The organism is Streptomyces sp. NPDC032745, from assembly GCF_055579465.1.
In genome coordinates, this window is the sequence record NZ_JBVING010000005.1 from 295382 (window position 1) to 315217 (window position 19836).

16 protein-coding genes are annotated in these 19836 nt (G+C 73.6%); 10 read left to right on the forward strand and 6 right to left on the reverse strand.

The features are described from left to right. The first annotated feature begins 3 nt into the window (after positions 1 to 3). The gene (locus ACZ5WG_RS15360; RefSeq protein WP_468723398.1) at positions 4 to 735 is read left to right on the forward strand and encodes a carbonic anhydrase; all 732 of its coding nucleotides are present in this window, start codon (positions 4 to 6) and stop codon (positions 733 to 735) included. A gap of 27 nt (positions 736 to 762) precedes the next feature. Here the strand turns inward: ACZ5WG_RS15360 and ACZ5WG_RS15365 are convergent, their stop codons facing one another. From ACZ5WG_RS15365 to ACZ5WG_RS15380, 4 genes are all read right to left on the reverse strand, one after another. Then, positions 763 to 1704 (reverse strand): aldo/keto reductase, encoded by a 942-nt coding sequence (locus ACZ5WG_RS15365; protein WP_468723399.1) that lies wholly within the window; start codon positions 1702 to 1704, stop codon positions 763 to 765. Between the two features lie 143 nt (positions 1705 to 1847). Further along, a complete protein-coding gene (gene galK, locus ACZ5WG_RS15370) occupies positions 1848 to 3026 on the reverse strand; it encodes a galactokinase (protein ID WP_468723401.1) in 1179 nt (392 codons plus the stop codon). After that, positions 3023 to 4063, reverse strand: coding sequence for a galactose-1-phosphate uridylyltransferase (gene galT, locus ACZ5WG_RS15375; protein WP_468723402.1), 1041 nt, complete (start codon positions 4061 to 4063; stop codon positions 3023 to 3025). The genes galK and galT overlap by 4 nt, the downstream gene beginning before the upstream one ends. A gap of 83 nt (positions 4064 to 4146) precedes the next feature. Then, entirely contained in the window at positions 4147 to 5934 is a 1788-nt protein-coding gene (locus tag ACZ5WG_RS15380; protein WP_468723404.1) for a glycoside hydrolase family 35 protein, read from the reverse strand. Between the two features lie 230 nt (positions 5935 to 6164). Here ACZ5WG_RS15380 and ACZ5WG_RS15385 point away from each other — a divergent pair, with 230 nt between their 5' ends. From ACZ5WG_RS15385 to ACZ5WG_RS15405, 5 genes are all read left to right on the forward strand, one after another. After that, a complete protein-coding gene (locus ACZ5WG_RS15385; RefSeq protein WP_468723406.1) occupies positions 6165 to 7298 on the forward strand; it encodes a substrate-binding domain-containing protein in 1134 nt (377 codons plus the stop codon). Positions 7299 to 7434: 136 nt separating this feature from the next. Next, positions 7435 to 8760 carry an ABC transporter substrate-binding protein gene (locus tag ACZ5WG_RS15390; protein WP_468723408.1) on the forward strand — a complete coding sequence of 442 codons (1326 nt, stop codon included), beginning with the start codon at positions 7435 to 7437 and terminating at the stop codon, positions 8758 to 8760. A gap of 455 nt (positions 8761 to 9215) precedes the next feature. Then, positions 9216 to 10064, forward strand: coding sequence for a carbohydrate ABC transporter permease (locus ACZ5WG_RS15395; RefSeq protein ID WP_468723917.1), 849 nt, complete (start codon positions 9216 to 9218; stop codon positions 10062 to 10064). After that, positions 10061 to 10981 carry a carbohydrate ABC transporter permease gene (locus ACZ5WG_RS15400; RefSeq protein WP_468723409.1) on the forward strand — a complete coding sequence of 307 codons (921 nt, stop codon included), beginning with the start codon at positions 10061 to 10063 and terminating at the stop codon, positions 10979 to 10981. The genes ACZ5WG_RS15395 and ACZ5WG_RS15400 overlap by 4 nt, the downstream gene beginning before the upstream one ends. A 44-nt stretch (positions 10982 to 11025) precedes the next feature. Next, entirely contained in the window at positions 11026 to 12012 is a 987-nt protein-coding gene (locus tag ACZ5WG_RS15405; protein ID WP_468723919.1) for a hydroxyacid dehydrogenase, read from the forward strand. Here the strand turns inward: ACZ5WG_RS15405 and ACZ5WG_RS15410 are convergent. Further along, positions 12000 to 12815, reverse strand: a complete 816-nt coding sequence (locus ACZ5WG_RS15410) for a sugar phosphate isomerase/epimerase family protein (protein ID WP_468723411.1) — start codon at positions 12813 to 12815, stop codon at positions 12000 to 12002. The two genes, ACZ5WG_RS15405 and ACZ5WG_RS15410, sit on opposite strands and share 13 nt — an antisense overlap. Beyond that, positions 12812 to 13888, reverse strand: a complete 1077-nt coding sequence (locus ACZ5WG_RS15415) for a LacI family DNA-binding transcriptional regulator (RefSeq protein ID WP_468723412.1) — start codon at positions 13886 to 13888, stop codon at positions 12812 to 12814. Before ACZ5WG_RS15415 ends, ACZ5WG_RS15410 begins: the two co-directional genes overlap by 4 nt. A 263-nt stretch (positions 13889 to 14151) precedes the next feature. Here ACZ5WG_RS15415 and ACZ5WG_RS15420 point away from each other — a divergent pair, with 263 nt between their 5' ends. The 4 genes from ACZ5WG_RS15420 (at position 14152) to ACZ5WG_RS15435 (ending at position 19756) form a co-directional block, all read left to right on the forward strand. Beyond that, positions 14152 to 15276 (forward strand): Gfo/Idh/MocA family protein, encoded by a 1125-nt coding sequence (locus ACZ5WG_RS15420; protein ID WP_468723921.1) that lies wholly within the window; start codon positions 14152 to 14154, stop codon positions 15274 to 15276. Further along, on the forward strand, positions 15273 to 16448 hold the full coding sequence (locus ACZ5WG_RS15425) for a dihydrodipicolinate synthase family protein (RefSeq protein ID WP_468723414.1): 1176 nt from the start codon (positions 15273 to 15275) through the stop codon (positions 16446 to 16448). The genes ACZ5WG_RS15420 and ACZ5WG_RS15425 overlap by 4 nt, the downstream gene beginning before the upstream one ends. Next, the gene (locus ACZ5WG_RS15430) at positions 16445 to 17284 is read left to right on the forward strand and encodes a sugar phosphate isomerase/epimerase family protein (RefSeq protein WP_468723416.1); all 840 of its coding nucleotides are present in this window, start codon (positions 16445 to 16447) and stop codon (positions 17282 to 17284) included. Before ACZ5WG_RS15425 ends, ACZ5WG_RS15430 begins: the two co-directional genes overlap by 4 nt. Before the next feature lie 78 nt (positions 17285 to 17362). After that, a complete protein-coding gene (locus ACZ5WG_RS15435) occupies positions 17363 to 19756 on the forward strand; it encodes a polysaccharide lyase 8 family protein (RefSeq protein ID WP_468723417.1) in 2394 nt (797 codons plus the stop codon). The last annotated feature ends 80 nt before the right edge of the window (positions 19757 to 19836 follow it).

The following is a 19836-nucleotide window of genomic DNA, read 5'->3' on the forward strand; positions in this document are numbered from 1 at the left end:
CCGATGCACTCAACAGGACTTCCTGCCCGCAGGGCCGTGCTGACCGGTGGCCTCGCGGCCGCCGCCGTCGCGCTCTCGGGGTGCTCGTCCCCGAGGGCGCCGCGGGTGACGACCGCGGCCCCACCGCCGCGGCCGGCCACCCCCCAGGCCGCGTTCGCGCGCCTGATGGAAGGCAACGAGCGCTGGGTGAGCGGAAACCTCGAACACCCCGACCGGGATCCCGAGCGCCGCGAGCTGGTCGCCGAGGCACAGGACCCCTTCGGGGTGGTCCTCTCCTGCATCGACTCCCGGGTGGCGCCCGAGCTGATCTTCGATACCGGGCTCGGCGATCTGTACGTCCTGCGTACGGGCGGGCAGGCGGTCGGCCCGGTCGTGACCGGTTCCGTCGAGTACGGGCCCATGACGGGCGGCACCCCGCTGGTGGTCGTGCTCGGGCATCAGCGCTGCGGCGCGATCGAGGCCGCGTACAAGGCGCTGAAGGGCGGCACACCGCTGCCCGGCAATCTGCAGGCCATCGCCAGGGCCATGGTGCCGGCGTACGAGCTGACGGCCAAGAACCCGGGCGCCGACCCCGTCGACACCATGACCCACAACCAGATCAAGGTGACCGCGGACGATCTGCGGGCCAACGCCGACCTGGGGCCCCTCGTGAAGAAGGGCGTCCTGGCCGTCGTCGGCGCCTACTACTCGCTGGACACCGGCAAGGTGGAGGTCCTGACGGGTGCGCCCGCCTGAGCCGCACACCGAACGCTGCGCCGAGGATCACGCCCCCGCGATCGCGTCGATCTCCGCCAGCAGTTCGGGCTCCAGCGGGCGGTCGGCGACGGCCGCGTTGGCTCGTACCTGCTCGGGCGAGGTGGCGCCCGCGATGACGGAGGAGCAGCCCGGCTGGGCGGAGAGCCAGCCGATGGCGAGCTCGAGGACGCTGCGGCCGTGCTTGTCGGCGACGGCGGCCAGCGCCTCGACCGTGTCGAGCCGCTCCTCGGTGAGGTACGCGTCGCGCCCCTCCAGGCGCGTGCCGGCCGGAACCGGGGCACCCCGGCGGATCTTGCCGGTCAGCAGGCCGTTGGCGAGGGGGAAGTACGGGAGCACTCCGAGGCCGTAGTGCACGGCCGCCGGGACCAGCTCCGCCTCCGCGTTCCGCTGGAGCAGCGACCATTCGTTCTGCGCCGACACGAAGGGGGCCGCGCCCGTTTCGCGGGCGACGTGGGCGGCTTCGGCGAGCTGCCAGCCGCTGAAGTTGGAGTGGCCGATGTAGCGGATCTTGCCCTCGGCGACCAGTTCGGTGAGCGCGGCCAGGGTCTCGGCGACGGGGGTGGCCGGGTCGGGGCTGTGCAGCTGGTAGAGGTCGATGTGGTCGGTGTCCAGGCGGCGCAGGGACTCCTCGACGGCCCGCCGGATGTACGCGCGTCCGCCGCGGGATCCGGCGGCGGGCCCGTACTCCATGTCCATGCCCGCGTAGCCGAACTTGGTGGCGAGGACGACCTGGTCGCGGCGGCCCTTGATGGCCTGTCCGAGGTGGCGCTCGGAGCCGCCGCGGCCGCCGTAGATGTCGGCGGTGTCGAGGAGGGTGATCCCCGCGTCGAGCGCGGCGTCGACGACGGCGCGGGTCGCCCGGGCGTCGAGGCGGCCGCCGAAGTTGTTGCAGCCGAGCCCGACGGCGGAGACCTGAAGACCTGAACTGCCCAGCGGGATGTAGCGCATGCGTTTCGTTCCTCCGCACTCGTCCGGCACATGATCGACCAAGTGATCAGTCTATGAGGACCGGTTCGGCCGAGCATGCGCCGGTGGACAACTCGCGCGAACGTCGAACCGCGGGCGGCGCGGCGGGCGTGTACCCCGCGCCGTCAGCGGATGCGCTCCGCCCCGGCGGACGGCTCCGCCGCAGTGATGCGCGGCGGCTTGGACCCCGCCGCGGCGAAGGCCTCCGTGACCGCCCGGGTCACGGCCGGCTCGGCGTCCGCGTCGATCAGGGCCAGGGCCGAACCTCCGAAGCCGCCGCCGGTCATCCGGGCCCCGTACGCGCCCGCCGCGTTGGCGGTGGCGACCGCCAGGTCGAGCTCGGCGCAGGACACCTCGTAGTCGTCACGCAGCGAGGCGTGGCCCTCGGTCAGCAGCGGGCCCGCCTCCTTCAGCCGTCCGGCGCGCAGCAGTTCCTCCACCCGTACGACCCGTTCGTTCTCGGTGACGACGTGCCGGACCCGTTTGCGCCGGACCGGGTCGTCGAGGCGGGCCAGGGCCTGGTCCAGCTCCTCGTACGGGAGGTCGCGCAGGGCGGGCAGCCCGAGCTCGGCGGCCGCTCCGTGGCAGGAGGCGAGGCGCTCGGCGTAGGCCCCGTCGGCCAGGTCGTGCTTGACCCGGGTGTCGATGACCAGGAGGCGCAGGCCCGCCGCCGCGCAGTCGAAGGGGATGTGCCGCTGTTCGAGGGTGCGGGTGTCCAGGTGGAGGGCGTGGCCCTCGGTGGCGCAGGCCGAGGCCGTCTGGTCCATCACCCCGCAGGGCACGCCGACGTAGGCGTTCTCGGCACGGCGGGCGAGCGCGGCCAGTTCGGTCCCGGTGAGCGGGATCCCGTACAGGCCGGTGAGTGCCAGGGCGGTGGCCACCTCCAGGGCGGCGGAGGAGGACAGCCCGGCCCCGGCCGGCACGTCGGACCGTACGTGCAGATCGGCGCCGCCGACCGGAAGGCCGGCGTCCAGCAGGGCCCACAGCACGCCGGCCGGGTAGGCGGCCCAGCCGGCGGCGCCGGTGGGCGGGTGGGCCGGGTCGAGGTCGGCGGGGCGGACGGTGACCACGCCGGAGGGGACGTCGGCGGAGTGGAGCCGGAGGATCCCGTCGGCGCGCCGGGCGGCGGCGACCTCCGTGCGCTGCGGGAGCGCGAAGGGCAGGGCGAAGCCGTCGTTGTAGTCGGTGTGTTCGCCGATCAGGTTGACCCGGCCCGGAGCCGCCCAGACTCCCTCGGGCACAGCCCCGTACAGCCGGTGGAACCCGTCCGCGGCGGCCTGGTTCGCCGACTCGCCGTCCTTCATCGGCTCGCCACCTCCCGCAGCCGCGCGGCCGCGTCCTCGGGCCGGACGTCGTTCATGTAGGCCTCCATCCCGGATTCGGTTCCCGCCAGGTACTTGAGCTTGTCAGCGGTGCGGCGCACCGTGAAGAGCTCCAGGTGGAGCGCGAAGTCGGCCCGGCCCTCGCCGGAGGTCGGCGCCTGGTGCCAGGCGGAGATGTACGGGGTGGGCCCGGGCGTCCCGAACAGCCGGTCGAAGCGGCGCAGCAGCTCCAGGTAGAGGCGGGGGAACTCGGCGCGGGCCGCGTCGTCCAGCGTGGTCAGGTCGGCGGTGCGGCGGTGCGGATAGAGGTGGACCTCGTACGGCCAGCGCGCGGCGTAGGGCACGAAGGCGGTCCAGTGCTCCCCTTCGAGGACGACCCGGGTGCCCTCGGCGCGTTCGGCGGCGAGCACCTCCTCGAAGAGGTTGCCGCCGGTGCGGGCACGGTGGGCGGCGACGGTGGCGAGCATGCGGGTGGTGCGCGGGGTGATGAAGGGGAAGGCGTAGATCTGGCCGTGCGGGTGCCCGAGGGTGACGCCGATCTCGGTGCCGCGGTTCTCGAAGCAGTAGACCTGGCGGACCCCGTGGTGGGCGGAGAGCTCGGCGGTCCGGTCGGTCCAGGCGGCCAGGACCAGCGCCGCGCGCTCCTCGTCGAGCTCGGCGAAGGAGGTCAGGTGGTCGGGGGTGAAGCAGATGACCTCGCAGCGGCCGGTGTCGCCGGCGAGGGAGGGGAAGCGGTTCTCGAAGACGACCACGTCGTAGTCGGAGGCCGGGATCTCGCTCGCGTGCCCCTCGGCGGAGGGGCACAGCGGGCAGGCGTCGGCGGGCGGGAGGTGGGTGCGCCCCTGACGGTGGGAGGCGATGACGACGGCGTCGCCGAGCAGAGGGTCGCGGCGCACCTCGGAGGAGGTGGCGGATGCGTCGAGGGGGCGGGTGTCGGGGACGCCGCGGGCCGCGCCGTCGTCGGCGTCGTAGTACAGGATCTCGCGGCCGTCGGCCAGGCGGGTGCTCGTTCGCTTCACGGGAAGAGCTTCTCTCAAGGGATGGTCGCTGGAGTTCGCCGGGGTATGCGGGATGCACGGGGTGCGCCGGGGTGCGCCGGGGTTCACTCGAGGGTGACGACGGTGGGGCGGCCGAGGTCCGGGCGGTCGCGCAGCGGCAGGTCGGCGCCGGGTCGCTCCAGCTCGAGGAGGACGATCTCGTTCCGGTCGCTCCGCCACAGGGGCGCGGGGGCGTACAGGGTGCGCTGCGGGCCGCGCGGGGTGTCGTAGTGGCCGAGGAGGAAGCCGTTCAGCCAGACGAGACCGGTGCCCCAGCCGGACACGTCGACGAATCCGTCGGCGGGGGCGCCGGGGAGGGCGTGGGTGAAGCGGTGGAAGGCCGGGCGGCCCGGTTCGGGTGTGTCGGGCGACCAGCGCAGGCCGGTCGGGTCGGTGAGCGGGAGCGACCGGATCTCCCACTCGAACAGCTGCTGGTGGCCGTGGCGGACACCTCGCCAGATGCCCTTGCGGTCATCGAGGAGCGGGCCGTAGTTGACCCGGCCCTGGGCGCGGACGAGGACGTCGAGGACGACCCCCGCCTCGCCGACGGGCAGGTCGAGGCCCTCGTCGGGCCGGTTGCGGTCGAGGATGCCGAGGGGCTCCCCGTCGGCGAACACGTACGCGCGGTCGCCGAGGCCGTCGATCCGGACGGGCATGGCGGGGCGCGGGCCGCTGACGGTGGTGCGGTAGTGGATCATGCCGTGGGCCTGGCCGAGCTTCTCCATGGACTCGGGCGCGGGGCGCAGCACGGGCTCCCCGCCGAGCTGGTCCAGGTGGTCCAGGAGCGGGGCGGCACCGGCGGGGACGGCGAGGGCGGGGGTGATGCGGGGCGGCGGTTCGGGCAGGGGCCCGTCGGGCAGCGGCACGTACTTGCCGATGACCTCGCGGAACGCGTGGAACTTGGGGGTGAGTTCACCGGCCTCGCCGATGGGGGCGTCGTAGTCGTAGCTGGTGACGGTGGGCTGGTAGCCGGGGTCGCCGGGCCTGGACCCGGTGTGGTTGGCACCCGCCCAGAAGCCGAAGTTGGTGCCGCCGTGGGCCATGTAGAGGTTGACGGAGGCGCCGGTGGCGAGGAGTTCGTCGAGGGACTGCGCCGCGTCCTCGACGGCGCGGACGTGGTGGTCCTCGCCCCAGTGGTCGAACCAGCCGATCCAGAACTCCATGGCGGCGAGCGGGCCGGTCCGCTGGTAGCGGCGCAGGTGGGCGAGGCGTTCGGCGGGCCGGGCGCCGAAGGTGGCGGTGGCGAGCCGGCCCGGGAGCATGCCGCCCTGGAGCATGGCGTCCTCGGGCCCGTCGGCGGTGAACAGGAGGCAGTCCACGCCGCGTTCGACCAGGGCCTGCTCCACGTGGGCCCGGTAGCGGGTGTCGTTGCCGTACGAGCCGTACTCGTTCTCGATCTGTACGGCGACGACCGGACCGCCGCGGCTCGCGAGCAGCGGCAGCAGCTCGGGGGCGACGAGGTCGAACCAGCCGTCGGCCTCGGCCTCGAAGCGGGGGTCGGAGCAGCGTAGGCGGAGGCCTTCGGCGGCGAGGAGCCGGGCGGGCAGGCCGCCGAAGTCCCATTCGGCGCAGATGTACGGGCCGGGGCGGACGACGGCGTCGAGGCCGAGGTCCTGGGCGGTGCGCAGGAAGCGGCCGAGGTCGCGCGGTCCGGTGAAGTCGGCCTTGCCGGGGGCGGTCTCGTGGAAGTTCCAGGGGACGTACGTGTCCACGGTGTTGGCACCCAGGGCGCGCAGCCGCCGCAGCCGGTCCTCCCACAGGTCGGGATGGACCCGGAAGTAGTGCAGGGCCCCCGAGACGATGCGGTGGGGGCGGCCTGCGCGCCGGAATCCGTCCTGGTCGTACGTGAGCATGCGCTGACTCCCGGAAGAGGTCGTGATGCCGTGAGGTGCCGGACGCCGCCGAATATATGAACGCACCGTCCACGCCGTCAATGACCGGTTGATCGAAAACGATCGAATCGATCGGTTCGGTTCTCTATGATGGCGGAACGCACCGGACACGCCGGAGCTCACCACGGATGCCGACGGACCGAAGCCCGAAGGCCCGGCGGGCGGACCGCGGGAAGACCGCAGGGGGAATCTTGAGACCACATGTGGACCAGCGCCAGGCGCAGGTGCTCGCGCTCGTCCGGGCGCGGGGCAGCGTGCGCGTGGCGGATCTGGCGCAGGAGCTGGGCGTCTCGCCGGTCACCCTGCGGCGCGACATCGAGGCGATGGCGGCCCGGGGCGAGATCCACCGGATGCACGGGGTGATCAGCCGGGTGGAGGCCGGGCGGCCGGGCGCTTCGGCGGCCTCGGCGCCGGCCCCCGGACCGGGCGGGAGCCGGTCGCCGGTCCGGGCGGATGCCGAGGGGCTGGTGATCGGGATGGTGGTGCCGACCACGGAGTACTACTACGCGGAGGTCGTACGCGGAGCCCGTGAGGTGGTCGAGGCGCGGGGCGCACGGCTGACCGTGGGCCTGACCCGGTACCTGCCCGGCGAGGACCGGACGCAGGCCGACCGGCTGCTGTCCACCGGGGCGGACGGGCTGCTGCTCACCCCGAACTGGGATGCCGGTTCGCCCGGCCCCGGGGAGGGGGCATGGACGGCGGAGCTGCCGGTTCCGACGGTGCTGGTGGAGCGGTGGGCCCCGCCCGGGCATCCGGCCGCGGCATTGGACCGGGTGGCCTCCGACCATGCGCACGGCGCTGCGGCGGCGGTGCAGCACCTGGTGGAGCGGGGCCACCGGCGGATCGCGCTGGCCAGCCGTGCGACGCCGACGACGCCGCGGCTGCGGGCCGGGTACGAGGCGGCGGTGGCCGCGCTCGGGCTGGAGCCGGCCCCGCCGTGGGCGGCGGCCGGGCCGGGCCCGTTCTCGGACGCGGAGCTGTTCGCGCGGACGCTGGACTACCTGTGCGAGGCGGTGACGGCGGGTGGGGTGACCGCGGCGCTGATCCACAGCGACACCGACGCGATCATGCTGATCCCGAGGCTCCAGGCGCGTGGGGTCCGGGTACCGGAGGACCTCGCGGTGATCACCTACGACGACGAGGTGGCGGGGCTGGCCGACGTACCGCTCTCGGCGGTGGCGCCGGCCAAGCACGAGGTGGGGGCGCGGGCGGCGGGGCTGCTGCTGGACCGGCTGACGGTGGCGGGCGAAGGGCTGGACGCGGGGCAGGAAGCGGGGTCGCGGCAGCATCTGGAGCTGCTCCCCCGGCTGACGATCCGCTCATAAGGAACAGGAGGGGACTCTCGGATCGATCATTTCGATCGAGTTGCGCATTCGCTCTTGACGGTGTGCTTGTACGCACAAAAGATGGGCCGCGTTCTCCCATCCGCCGCCGTCTGCGGTCGTCCGTAGGAGTCACTCCATGTCGCGCAGCTTCCGTTCCTCCCGCACGCCCCGATTCGTCCTGACCGCCTCGGTCGCCTCGCTCGCCCTACTCGCCACCGCGTGCGGCGGGGAGACGGAGCCGGGCGCGGCCGGGACGGCCGGCGGCTCGCCGGAGCAGCCGGTCACGGTCACGTACTGGTCCTCGTCCGCGGGTGCGCAGCAGACGGCGGACGCCTTCAACAAGACGCACCCGAACATCCGGGTGCAGTTCTCGGCGGTGCCGGGCGGCCCCGACGGGGCGGCCAAGCTGGCCAATGCGGTCAAGGGCGGCAACGCGCCGGACATCGCGACGATGGACTACTCGGCGCTCCCGGAGTTCGCGAGTGGCGGCAATCTGGAGGACCTGAGCGCGACGTCCGGGAAGCTCGTCTCCGAGAAGTTCCCCGAGGCGGTGCAGTCCCTGGTGAAGCTGGGCGGCAAGACGTGGGCCGTGCCGTTCGACGTCACCCCGCTGGAGCTCTTCTACCGGAAGGACATCTTCGAGAGGCACGGGGTGGCCGTGCCGAAGACGTGGGACGAGTACAAGGCGGCCGCGGAGAAGATCAACCAGGCCGACCCGTCGGTGAGGATCACGAACTTCGGCGGCGGCGACCCGGCGGTGCTGGCGGGCCTCTCCTGGCAGGCGGGGGCCCGGTGGTACGGCACCGAGGGCGACAAGTGGAAGGTCGCGATCGACGACCCCGCCTCGAAGAAGGTGGCGGAGTACTGGAACGGCCTGATGGCCTCGGGGGTGGCGTCGAAGACCCCGCTGTGGGGCGAGGGCGAGGCGAAGGAACGTTCGTCCGGGCAGGTCGCGACCGTCATCGGCGCCGCCTGGACGGCGGGCACGTTCCTCGCGAACTACCCCGACCTCAAGGGGAAGTGGGGCATCGCCCCGCTCCCGACCTGGGACGGCAAGCCCGCGACCGGCATGTACGGCGGCACCTCGTACATCGTGCCCAAGGGCAGCAAGCAGACCGGGGCGGCGGCGGAGTTCATCAAATGGGTCACCACCGAGCCGGAGGCGATCAAGGCGCGGCTCAGCTCGCTGAAGTCGCCGAGCAGCGCCCTGCCGGCCAATGCCGAGATGCGGGCCGAGGCCGCGAAGCTGTTCGACACGGCGTACTTCGAGGGCCAGGACCCGTACGGCCTGGCCGGCGCCGCCGCGGCCACCATCGTGCCGGGCTGGACGTGGGGACCGGTCCACCTCCAGGTCAACTCGGCGCAGAACGCGGCCGGCCCGGACCTGGTCAAGGCCCTCGGCGAGGGCCAGTCGGCCGCCGAGAAGGCCATCAGGGACCGCGGCCTGGGCCTGGCCGGCTGATGCACACCCCCGAGACCCGGCCCGTGCCTCCGGCTACGACCGCCCCAGCCGCAGGCACCACCTCGGGCGCAGGCACCAGCCGGGGCGCAGGCACCAGCCGGGGCGCAGAGTCCGGCCCCACCGCTTGCTCCGGCTCCACCGCTTGCTCCGGCCTCATCGAGGGCTCCGGCCCGGCCACGGGCACCGGCCCGACCACGGGCACCGGCCCGGCCACGGGCTCCGGCCCGACCGCGGGCTCCGGCCCGGCCACGGGCACCGTCGGCCCGGCCGCGGGTACCGTCGGCCCGGCCGGCAGCACGGGCGCGGGAGCGCACGTCTCCCGCGTCGGACCGGCGGGAGTCCCGGGGGCGGCTTCGGCCCCCGGGCCCACCCGCTCGGCAGTCGGACACCGCTCCGCGCAGCCGGCCTGCGTCGGCCGAACCGCCGGAGGCAATGGCGCTGCGGCCGCCGGGTTCATGGTGCCGTTCTTCCTCCTCTTCGCGGTCGTGACCCTCGCCCCCATCGGGTACGCCGCCTGGCTCAGCCTCTTCCGCGAGGAGCAGTCCGGCCTCGGATTCGGCGGAGCCCGGCAGGTCTTCAGCGGAATCGGGAACTACACCAAGGCCCTGTCCGATCCCCTCTTCCTGGCCTCGTTCCGCCACGTCGCCGTCTACTGCCTGCTCTACATCCCCGTCATGGTCGGCGGCGCCCTGGTCCTCGCCCTGCTCCTGGATTCCGCCCTCGCCCGCGCCCGGCGGTTCTTCCAGATCGCCTTCTACCTGCCGCACGCCGTCCCCGGCCTGATCGCCGCGATGATCTGGCTCTACCTGTACACGCCGGGCCTCAGCCCCGTCCTCGACGTCCTCGGCTCGGCCGGGACCTCCTGGAACTTCTTCGGCCGCGACGAGGCCCTGCTGTCCGTGGTCAACATCTCGGCCTGGCAGTGGATGGGCTACAACATGATCATCTTCTACGCCGGGCTCCAGGCCGTCCCCCGCGAGACCCTCGAGGCCGCCACCATGGACGGCGCCGGAGCCATCCGCACCGCCTTCCAGGTCAAGGTGCCGAGCATCCGGCCCACCCTCGTGCTGACCGTCCTGTTCACCTGCGTCGGCGCCGTCCAGCTCTTCGACGCCCCGCAGTTGCTCCAGCTCCGGGCCACCGAGATGGGCGAGTCCTGGTCCCCGACCATGTACATCTTCAGCGCCGCCTTCAAGGGCCACGACTACGGGCTGGCGGCCGCGAGCGCGCTGCTCCTCGCCCTGGTGGCCGGCGCCGCCTCCTACGTCGTCACGAAGCTCGGCAACCGCTGGAGGTCCGCATGACCGCCCCGCTCGCCCCGGCCGAGGGCGCGCCCCCGTCCCGCGGCCCTGCCCCCGGCCCGGCCCCGACCCGCCTCACACCGAAGAGCGCCCTGCTCTCCCGTACCGCCGTCAACGCGGCGCTCCTCCTCGTCGCGGCCTACACCCTGATGCCCCTGGCCTGGCTGGTCCTGGCCGCCACCAAGAACCGCCGCGATCTCTTCGCCACCGACCCGTACGCCCCGGGGGACTTCAGCCTCCTCGCCAACCTCGGCGAGGTCTTCACGTACAACGACGGCATCTTCGGCCGCTGGCTCGCCAACAGCCTGCTCTACACCGTCGTCGGCTCCACCCTCTCGGCCCTCATCAGCGTGGGCTGCGGTTACGCGTTCCACGCCTACGAGTTCCGGCACAAGGAGAAGCTGTTCGGCGTCGTCCTCGCCGGGATCCTGGTCCCCGCCACCGTGCTCCAGCTGCCGCTGTACATGATGGCCTCGGCCGCCGGCGCCGTGAACACGTACTGGGCCTACCTGGTGCCCGCCCTGGTCAACCCCTTCGGGGTGTACCTGGCACGGGTGTTCGCCGAGGGCTACGTCCCCGACGAGGTGCTGGCCGCCGCCCGCGTCGACGGCGCGGGTGAACTGCGGCTGTTCGCGCACGTGTCGTTCCCGATGCTGTGGCCGGGGTTTGTGACCATCTTCCTGTTCACCTTCACGGCCATCTGGAACAACTTCTACGGCGCGCTGACCATGCTGAACGACGAGCGGCTCTACCCCGTCAGTCTGGGCCTGTTCATGTGGAACCGCAGCGTCTACCAGCAGCCCGAGCTCTATCCCCTGGTGATCACCGGTTCACTCGTCGCCGTCGTCCCGCTCGTGCTGGCCTTCCTCGGCCTGCAGCGGTTCTGGCGCTCGGGTCTCACCGCAGGAGCCGTCAAGTGACCCACCGCCTCCTCCCCCGGCGTCGCCCCGCCACGGTGCTCGCCATGAGCCCCGGCACCCGGGCCGCCGTCCTCAGCGGCCGGATGCTGCCCGAGCTCGTCCGGGTCGCCGATGTGGACGCCGATCTGCTCCTGACCGGCTTCGACCACGACGAGCCCGAGCTCCACCGCCGCCTCGCAGAGGCCGAGGTGCTGTTCACCGGCTGGGGCTGCCCGCCGCTCGACGCCGAGGCGCTGGACCGGATGCCGCGGCTGCGCGCCGTGGTGCACGCCGCCGGCAGCGTCAAACACCATGTCACGGAAGCCTGCTGGGAGCGCGGGCTGGTGGTCTCCAGCGCGGCCGCGGCCAATGCCGTACCGGTCGCCGAGTACACGCTCGCCGCGATCCTGTTCGCCAACAAGCGGGTCCTGGAATCCGCCCACGCCTACCGGGCGGCGCGCGGGCCGATCGACCTGCTGCGCCGCTACCCGGCCGTCGGCAACTACCACCGCACCGTCGGCATCGTCGGCGCCTCGCTCATCGGCCGGCGCGTCATGGAGCTGTTGCGCCCCTTCGACCTGCGGGTGCTCGTCCACGATCCGTACGCCGACCCGGCCGAGCTCGCCGTGCTGGGCGGCGAGTCCTGCGCGCTCGACGAACTGCTGCGCCGCAGCGACGTGGTGAGCCTGCACGCTCCCGCGCTCCCCCAGACCCGCCATCTGCTGGACGCCGCCCGGCTGGCACTGATGCCGGACGGCGCGACGCTCGTCAACACCGCGCGGGGCACGCTCGTCGACACCGTGGCGCTGACCGAGGAGCTGGTCGCGGGACGGCTGCACGCCGTGCTCGACCACACCGAGCCCGAGGTGCTGCCCACCGGCTCCCCGCTGTACAACCTCCCGAACGTGCTGCTCACCCCGCATGTGGCGGGCTCGCTGGGCGGGGAGCTGGACCGGCTGGCGGCGACGGCGGTCGAGGAGCTGGAGCGGTACGCCATGGGCCTGGGCTTCCGCTACGGCGTCGACCGCGGGCGGCTCGCCTATTCGGCCTGAGGCGCGATCCCCGTCGCCGTCACCGTCGCCGCCAAGCTCTCGAGGTACTCCCGGCCCCGCGCGAGCTGTCCCGGCAGCTCGGCGGCGCCGGGATACCAGCGCTTCTCGTACTCCCAGCAGAGCCAGCCGTCCGGCGGTACGGCGGCCACCGCCTCGGCGAGCGGCAGCACTCCGGCGCCGAGCCCGAGGGGCGTGAGCTGCTGCGCCGATGCCACGTCCTTCACCTGTACGTAGCCCAGGTGCCGGGCCAGGGCCCGCCGCGTCTCGGCCGGGGACTCGCCGCCGAGCCAGGTGTGCAGTACGTCCCACAGCGCGCCCGCGCCGGGATGCGCGACCCGGTCCAGCACCCGCCCGGCGGCTGCTCCGGTCCGGTGCGAGTCGTGCGTCTCGAGCAGGATCCGCACGCCGTGCAGCTCGGCGAACGGGGCGGCGGCGGCCAGGCGGCGAACGGCGTGCGCATCGGCGACGGCCGCGGACTGCCCGGCTCCGCCGGGGAACACCCGGACGTACGGGGCTGCGAGGTCGGCGGCGAGCCGGACCAGGCCGTGCAGTTCGGCGAGGACCGGGCCGTCCGCGCCGGGGGCGGCCACCCGGGCGTAGCCCGCGACCCCGAGGACGCCGACTCCGGCGGCGGTGAGGGTGCGCAGACCCGCCGCGCGGTCGGCCGGCGGGCTGTCGGGGTGCAGGGGCTCCTCGGGGTGGGCGCGCAGTTCCAGGCCGTCGTAGCCGTGAGCGGCGGCGAGGGCGGCGCTCCGGTCGAGCGGCGTGCCGGGCAGGCCGAGCGTGGAGAAGGCGTACCTCACGGCCGGCTCCCGTCGGCCGGGGGCGGCGCGGTGGAGCCGCGCACCATCAGCTCGGTGGGCAGGGTGGTGATGCCGCCCGGGGGCAGCGGTCTGCGGCCGGTGACCAGCTGGGCGGCGAGCATGCCCGCCTCGCGCAGCGGTACCCGGACGGTGGTGAGCGCGGGGGCGGTGTCCACGCAGAAGGGGAGGTCGTCGAAGCCGGCGACGGAGACGTCCTCGGGGATGCGCAGACCGGCTTCGCGCAGGGCCGCGGCCACTCCGGTGGCGACGGTGTCGTTGGCCGCGGCGACGGCGGTGAAGGGTGCCCCGCGGCGCAGCAGTTCGCGGGTGGCGTCGTAGCCGGCGGAGCGCTCGAAGCCGGCGTGCACGGTGAGCGGATCGCAGGCTGCGGGCAGACCGGGATCGTGGCGCCGCAGTGCCTCGCGGTGTCCGCCGAGCCGCTCCCGGGTGGTGCTCAGTCCCGGGGGGCCGGCGACGTAGGCGATGCGCCGGTGGCCGAGTGTCAGCAGGTGCTCGGCGAGGCGGAAGGCGCCGCCGCGGTCGTCGAACATGACGGTGGCCACGGGCAGTGCGGCGGGTACGGGCAGCGGGGGCCGACCGCACAGGACGACGGGAGCGCCGGTGCCCGCCATTCGGGTGATGCGGGCGGTGAGCGCGGCGGTGTGCCCGGGCTCCTCCACGGCGCCGCCGGTCAGCACGACCCCGCCGGCCCGCTGGCCCTCCAGCAGGGTGAGGTAGGCGAGTTCGGCCGCGGGGTCGCCCTCGGTGTTGCAGACGACGGCGAGCCGGCGGGCGTCCGACCGGCCGGCCGGCGCGAGGGCGCTCTGCAGGGATCCGGCGAGGATGCCGAAGAAACTGTCCGCGACGTCGTGGACGAGGACGCCGACCAGGTCGGAGGTGGCGGCCGCGAGGGCGCGGGCGGGGCCGTTGGCCACGTAGCCGAGGTCTTCGACGGCTTGTTCCACACGGGTCCGGGTGCCCCCGGCCACCGGGTATCCGCCGTTGAGCACCCGCGAGACCGTCGCGGGCGATACGCCCGCGTGCGCCGCGACCTCGGCGAGAGTCACCGCCATCCTGCACCCCCTCCTGCTCGTCCCGGGTCATCGTCTCATCCGGTGCGTCCCCTCTCATAGTCACCGATTCAGAAAGCGCTTTCCATCACCCGAATGAGTGTTGCGGGGGCAGGATTCCCGGCCCTAGCCTGACGGAAGTGAAAGCGCTTTCTATCAGGCTTTCCATCGGGCTTTCCATCACGAGGGCACGAGCGAGCACGAAGAAGACCGAGAGCCGGCACGAAGGAGGGGACACCGTGGAACGCAGGACGATCAAGATCGCCATGAACGGAGTGACCGGGCGGATGGGATACCGCCAGCATCTGGTCCGCTCACTGCTCGCCCTGCGTGAGCAGGGCGGGCTGGATCTGGGCGACGGCAGGGTGCTGTGGCCCGAACCGGTGCTGGTCGGGCGCCGGGAGTCGGCACTGCGGGCCATCGCCGAGGAGCACGGACTGGAGCACGTCAGCACGGACCTGGCGGCCGTGCTCGCCGACCCCGAGGTCGAGATCTACTTCGACGCGCAGGTCACCGGCGCCCGCGAGGCCGCGGTCCGGCAGGCCGTGGCGGCGGGCAAGCACGTGTACTGCGAGAAACCGACCGCACTGACCTTCGCGTCCTCGCTGGAGCTGGCCCGCCTGGCCTCCGCGACCGGGGTCAAGCACGGCGTGGTCCAGGACAAGCTGTTCCTGCCGGGCCTGCTGAAACTGAAGCGGCTGATCGAGGGCGGCTTCTTCGGCGAGATCCTGTCCGTGCGCGGGGAGTTCGGGTACTGGGTCTTCGAGGGTGACTGGCAGCCGGCCCAACGGCCGTCCTGGAACTACCGGGCGCAGGACGGCGGGGGCATCGTCGCCGACATGTTCCCGCACTGGGAGTACCTGCTGCACGAGCTGTTCGGCCGGGTCCGCACGGTGCAGGCCCTGGCCCGTACACACATCGGCCGCCGCTGGGACGAGGAGGGCAAACCGTACGAGGCGACGGCGGACGACGCCGCGTACGGAGTGTTCGAGCTCGAGGGCGGTGCCGTCGCGCAGATCAACTCCTCCTGGGCGGTGCGGGTCCACCGCGACGAGCTGGTGGAGTTCCAGGTGGACGGGACACAGGGGTCGGCGGTCGCCGGGCTGCGCGGCTGCCGCATCCAGCACCGCGGGGCGACACCCAAGCCGGTGTGGAATCCCGATCTGCCGCAGACGGAAGCGTTCCGCGCCCAGTGGCAGGAGGTCCCGGACAACACCCCGTTCGACAACGGCTTCAAGGCTCAGTGGGAGCTGTTCCTGCGCCATGTCGTGCTCGACGAGCCCTGGCAGTGGGACCTGCTGGCCGGTGCGCGCGGGGTTCAGCTCGCCGAGCTGGGGCTGCGGTCCTCGGCGGAGGGCCGGCGGCTGCCGGTGCCGGAGGTGGTCCTGTGAGCATCCGGCTCCCCTCGGCGGACGGCGGGTACCGCCTGCACCGGCCCGGCACCGATCCGCTCGCGCCACTGGTCTGCGGCCCGGCACGCAGCCGCAGGTTCTATGCGGCCGCGCACGTGGTCGCGGATCCCCTCACCGCCTCGGCCGGCGGCTCGGCGCAGGCCGGTCCGGTGGTGGACTGGGACGCGACGCTGGCGTTCCGCCACCGGCTGTGGGCGCAGGGCCTCGGGGTCGCGGAGGCCATGGACACGGCGCAGCGCGGGATGGGCCTGGACTGGCCGGCCGCCGCGGAGCTGATCCGCCGTTCGGCCGCCGAGGCCCTGGCGGTGGGCGGCCGGATCGTCTGCGGCGCGGGCACCGACCAGCTCCCCCCGGGCGGCGGGCACTCGCCGGCCGCGATCACCGCCGCGTACGAGGAACAGCTCGCGCACATCGAGGCGTGCGGGGCGGGGGCCGTACTGATGGCCTCCCGCGCCCTGGCGGCCTCGGCGCGCGGCCCGGAGGACTACCTGGAGGTGTACGGGAGACTGCTGCGGCAGAGCGCCCGGCCGGTCGTACTGCATTGGCTGGGCCCGATGTTCGACCCGGAGCTGGCCCGGTACTGGGGCCACGCCGAACTCGATGCGGCCACCGAGGTGCTCCTGAAGATCATCGCCGACCGCCCGGAGAAGGTGGACGGGGTCAAGGTCTCGCTGCTGGACGCGGAGCGGGAGCGGGACATCCGGCGCAGACTCCCGCCGGGCGTCCGCTGCTACACGGGCGACGACTACCACTATCCGGAACTGATCGCCGGGGACGGGGAGGGAAAGCCCGGCAGCGATGCGCTGCTGGGCATCTTCGACCCGATCGCCCCGCTGGCCGCCCGTGCTGCGCTCGCCCTCGACCGGGACGATCCTGCAGGGTTCCGGGAGCTGCTGGATCCGACGGTGGCGCTGTCCCGGCACCTGTTCGCCCCGCCGACCCGCTACTACAAGACGGGGGTGGTGCTGCTGGCCTGGCTCGCCGGGTACCAGGAGCACTTCACGATGGTGGGCGGGCTGCAGTCGGCCCGGCCGCTCCCCCATCTGGCCACCGCGTACGAACAGGCCGATCTGCTGGGCCTGTTCCCCGATCCGGAGCTCGCCGAGGCACGGATGCGGCAGCTCCTCGCGGTGTACGGGGTGGCGTCATGAGCCGGGGGCCGGCACCGGCCCGGTTCAGCCTCAACCAGGAGACGGTCAAGCAGTGGTCGATGCCCGAGCTGGTCGCCGGGTGCGCGGAGGCCGGGGTGGGCGCGGTCGGGCTGTGGCGGGATCCGGTCCGGGAGTTCGGGCTGCGCGAGACGGCGAAACTGATCGCCGGGGCCGGGCTGCGGGTCAGCTCACTGTGCCGCGGCGGGTTCTTCACCGCCGCCGATCCGGCGGGCAGGGCGGTGGCCCTCGCGGACAACCGGCGAGCCGTGGAGGAGGCGGCCGAACTGGGCGCCGACGCGCTGGTCCTGGTCTCGGGGGGCCTGCCCGACGGCGACCGGGACCTGGCGGGGGCGCGGCGGCGGATCGCCGACATCCTGGGCGAGCTGGCCCCGTGGGCCGCCGCGCACGGGATACGGCTGGGCATCGAGCCCCTGCATCCGATGTTCGCCTCGGACCGCTGTGTGGTCTCCACCCTCGGCCAGGCGCTGGACATCGCCGAGCAGTTCCCGGCGCGGCAGGTGGGGGTGGTCGCCGATGCGTACCACCTGTGGTGGGACGAGCGGCTGCCGGCCGATCTGCGCCGGGCGGGTGCGGGCGGGCGGATCGTGTCCCTCCAGGTCGCCGACTGGGTGACCCCGCTCCCCGCGGGGGTGCTGCTGGGCCGGGGGCAGCTGGGCGACGGCTGCATCGATCTGCGGGCGTTCCGGGAGCTGGCGGACGAGGCCGGCTACCGGGGCCCGGTGGAGGTGGAGATCTTCCATCCGGGGCTGTGGGCACGGGACGGCTCCGAGGTGCTGAGGGAGGTGATCGACCGCTACCGCGAGCACGTGGCGTGAGGCAGGCCGGGCGGGGCAAGTGACGGGCCGGCGGGGACCGGTACGGACATCGGTACGGGATCGGACAAGGAGCAAGCGATGACAGACGTGTGGAGTCGGCGCGCCTTCCTCTCCGCCGCGGGCGGGGGTGCGCTCCTGCTGGGAGCGCCCGCCGTGCGGGCGGGGGCTGCGCAGACGGGTGAGGTCCACGACGCGATGAGGGCGGTGTGGCGCGGTCTCGTCCTGGGCGGTGACATCCCGGCCGCAGCCGAGCCGTTCCGTTCGAGACTGGCCGATCTCGGCGCCCTGGCCGGCGGATGGCGCTCCGCCATGGCTCCGGCGGCCGGCTCCCTCTGGCCCGATCTGGGGTACGGCAGCGACCCCGAGATGATGATGCAGAGCTACTACCGGCTACGGACTATGGCGGAAGCCTACGTCCGGCCCGGAACCGGGGTCACCGGGGCCGGCGCGCTGCGCTCGGCCCTGCTGACCGGGCTGGACCATCTGCACACGGACGTCTACCACGCCGGCCGGGTGCGGTACGGCAACTGGTACTGCTGGCAGATCGGCGCCCCGCAGGCCCTGCTGGACCTGTGCGTGCTGCTGTACGAGGAGTTGCCGGCCGCCCGGCTCGCCGATTCCTGCGCGGCCGTCGACCACTTCGTCCCGGACTCGGCGGTCGGCTCGTACACCGGGACCAGCACGGGGGCCAACCGGGTCGACCTGTGCCGGGTGCTCGCGCTGCGCGGGGTGGTCGGCGCGGACTCGGCGAAGATCGCCCTGGCCCGGGACGCGCTCGCGCCGGTGTTCCCGTACGTCACCGCGGGCGACGGGCTCTACCGGGACGGGTCGTTCGTCCAGCACACCTGGGTGCCGTACACGGGGACGTACGGTGCGGTGCTGCTCGGCGGGCTGGGGATGCTGTTCGCTCTGCTGAAGGGCAGTGCGTGGCAGGTCACGGACCCCGGGGCGCAGATCGCCTTCGACGCGGTGGAGCGGGCGTGGGCGCCGTTCCTGTTCAACGGGCTGGTCATGGACGCGGTGTCGGGGCGGGCGGTGAGCCGGGGTCTGCTGGTCGCCGACCCGCGGCAGGTCCAGCAGGACGACCATGCCCGGGGGCATGCGGTGCTCGCCGCGGTCCTGCTCCTCGCGGAGGGCGCGAGCACCGCCGAGCGGGCACGCTGGCGGGGGCTGGTGAAGGGGTGGATGGCCCGGGACTACTACAGTCCCCCGCTCGCGGACACGGCGCTCGCGCTGTCCTCCCTCTCCCGGCTGGCGGAGGTCGGGTCCGACCCGTCGGTCACGGCACTGCCCGAGCCGGTCGGGCACCGGCTGTTCGCGTCCATGGACCGGGCCACCCACCGGCGGCCCGGCTGGGCGGCCTCTTTGTCCATGGCATCGAAGCGGATCGCCCATTACGAGACGGGCAACGGGGAGAACCTGCGCGGCTGGCACACCGGGAGCGGGATGCTCTCCTGGTGGGGGGCCACCTACGGCAACGGCCAGTACTCGGATGCCTTCTGGCCCACGGTGGACCCGTACCGGCTGCCGGGGACCACCGTGTCGCGGAAGGTGCTCGCCGACGGGGCGGGCGGCGACTGGGGGGCGTCCCGGCCCGACGTGGCGTGGGTGGGCGGTACGACCGACGGGGAGTTCGCCTCGCTGGGCCAGCACCTGCGGGGCCTGGGCAGTACGCTCACGGCCCTCAAGTCCTGGTTCTTCCTCGACGACACGATCGTCTGTCTGGGGGCCGGGATCCGCTGCTCGGACGGCGCCGCGGTCGAGACGGTGGTGGACAACCGCAATCTGGGCGCCTCGGGCACGCATGCCCTGACCGTGGGCGGCACGGTCCAGCCGACCGCGCTCGGCTGGTCGGCGGCCTTCCCCTCCCCCGGCTGGGCACACCTCGCCGGCTTCGGCGGGTACGTGATGTCGGGCCCGGGGTCGTTCAAAGCCCTGCGGGAGGAGCGCACCGGCCGGTGGAGTGACGTCAACCGCGGCGGATCCACCACGGCCCTGACGCGCCGCTACCTCGCCCTCTGGTACGACCACGGCACGGCTCCGGCCGGCTCCGGGTACGTCCACCAGGTGATGCCGGGGGCGACGGCGGCCCGGACGGGCGCCCGGGCCGCCACTGCAGGGTGGCTGTCGGTACTCGCCAACTCGGAGAGGGCCCAGGGCGTCTCGGTGCCCTCGCTGGGCTTCACCGGGGTCAACTTCTGGCAGGCAGGGTCGGCCGGCCCGCTGGAGGCGGGAGCACCCTGTTCGGTGACGGTGCGGGAGAGACCGGACGGAACGGCCGCGGTGTGCGTCTCGGACCCGGCCCGGGCACTGACCTCACTGACCCTGGTCTGGAACCGCCCCGTCACCGCGGTGCTGACGCGGCCGCCGAGCCTTGTCTCGGAGGCCACCGGCGCGCAGTTGCGGCTCGGCTTCGGCGATCTCACCGCGGCTGCGGGGGCGGTCCAGCAGGTGGTGGTGCTGCTGGGGTGAGCCGGGAGACGGGCGCGGGCCGGGCCGTCAGGGAGGACGGCCGGGCCGGTAGCAGAGCTGCCCCAAGCGTGACATACCGT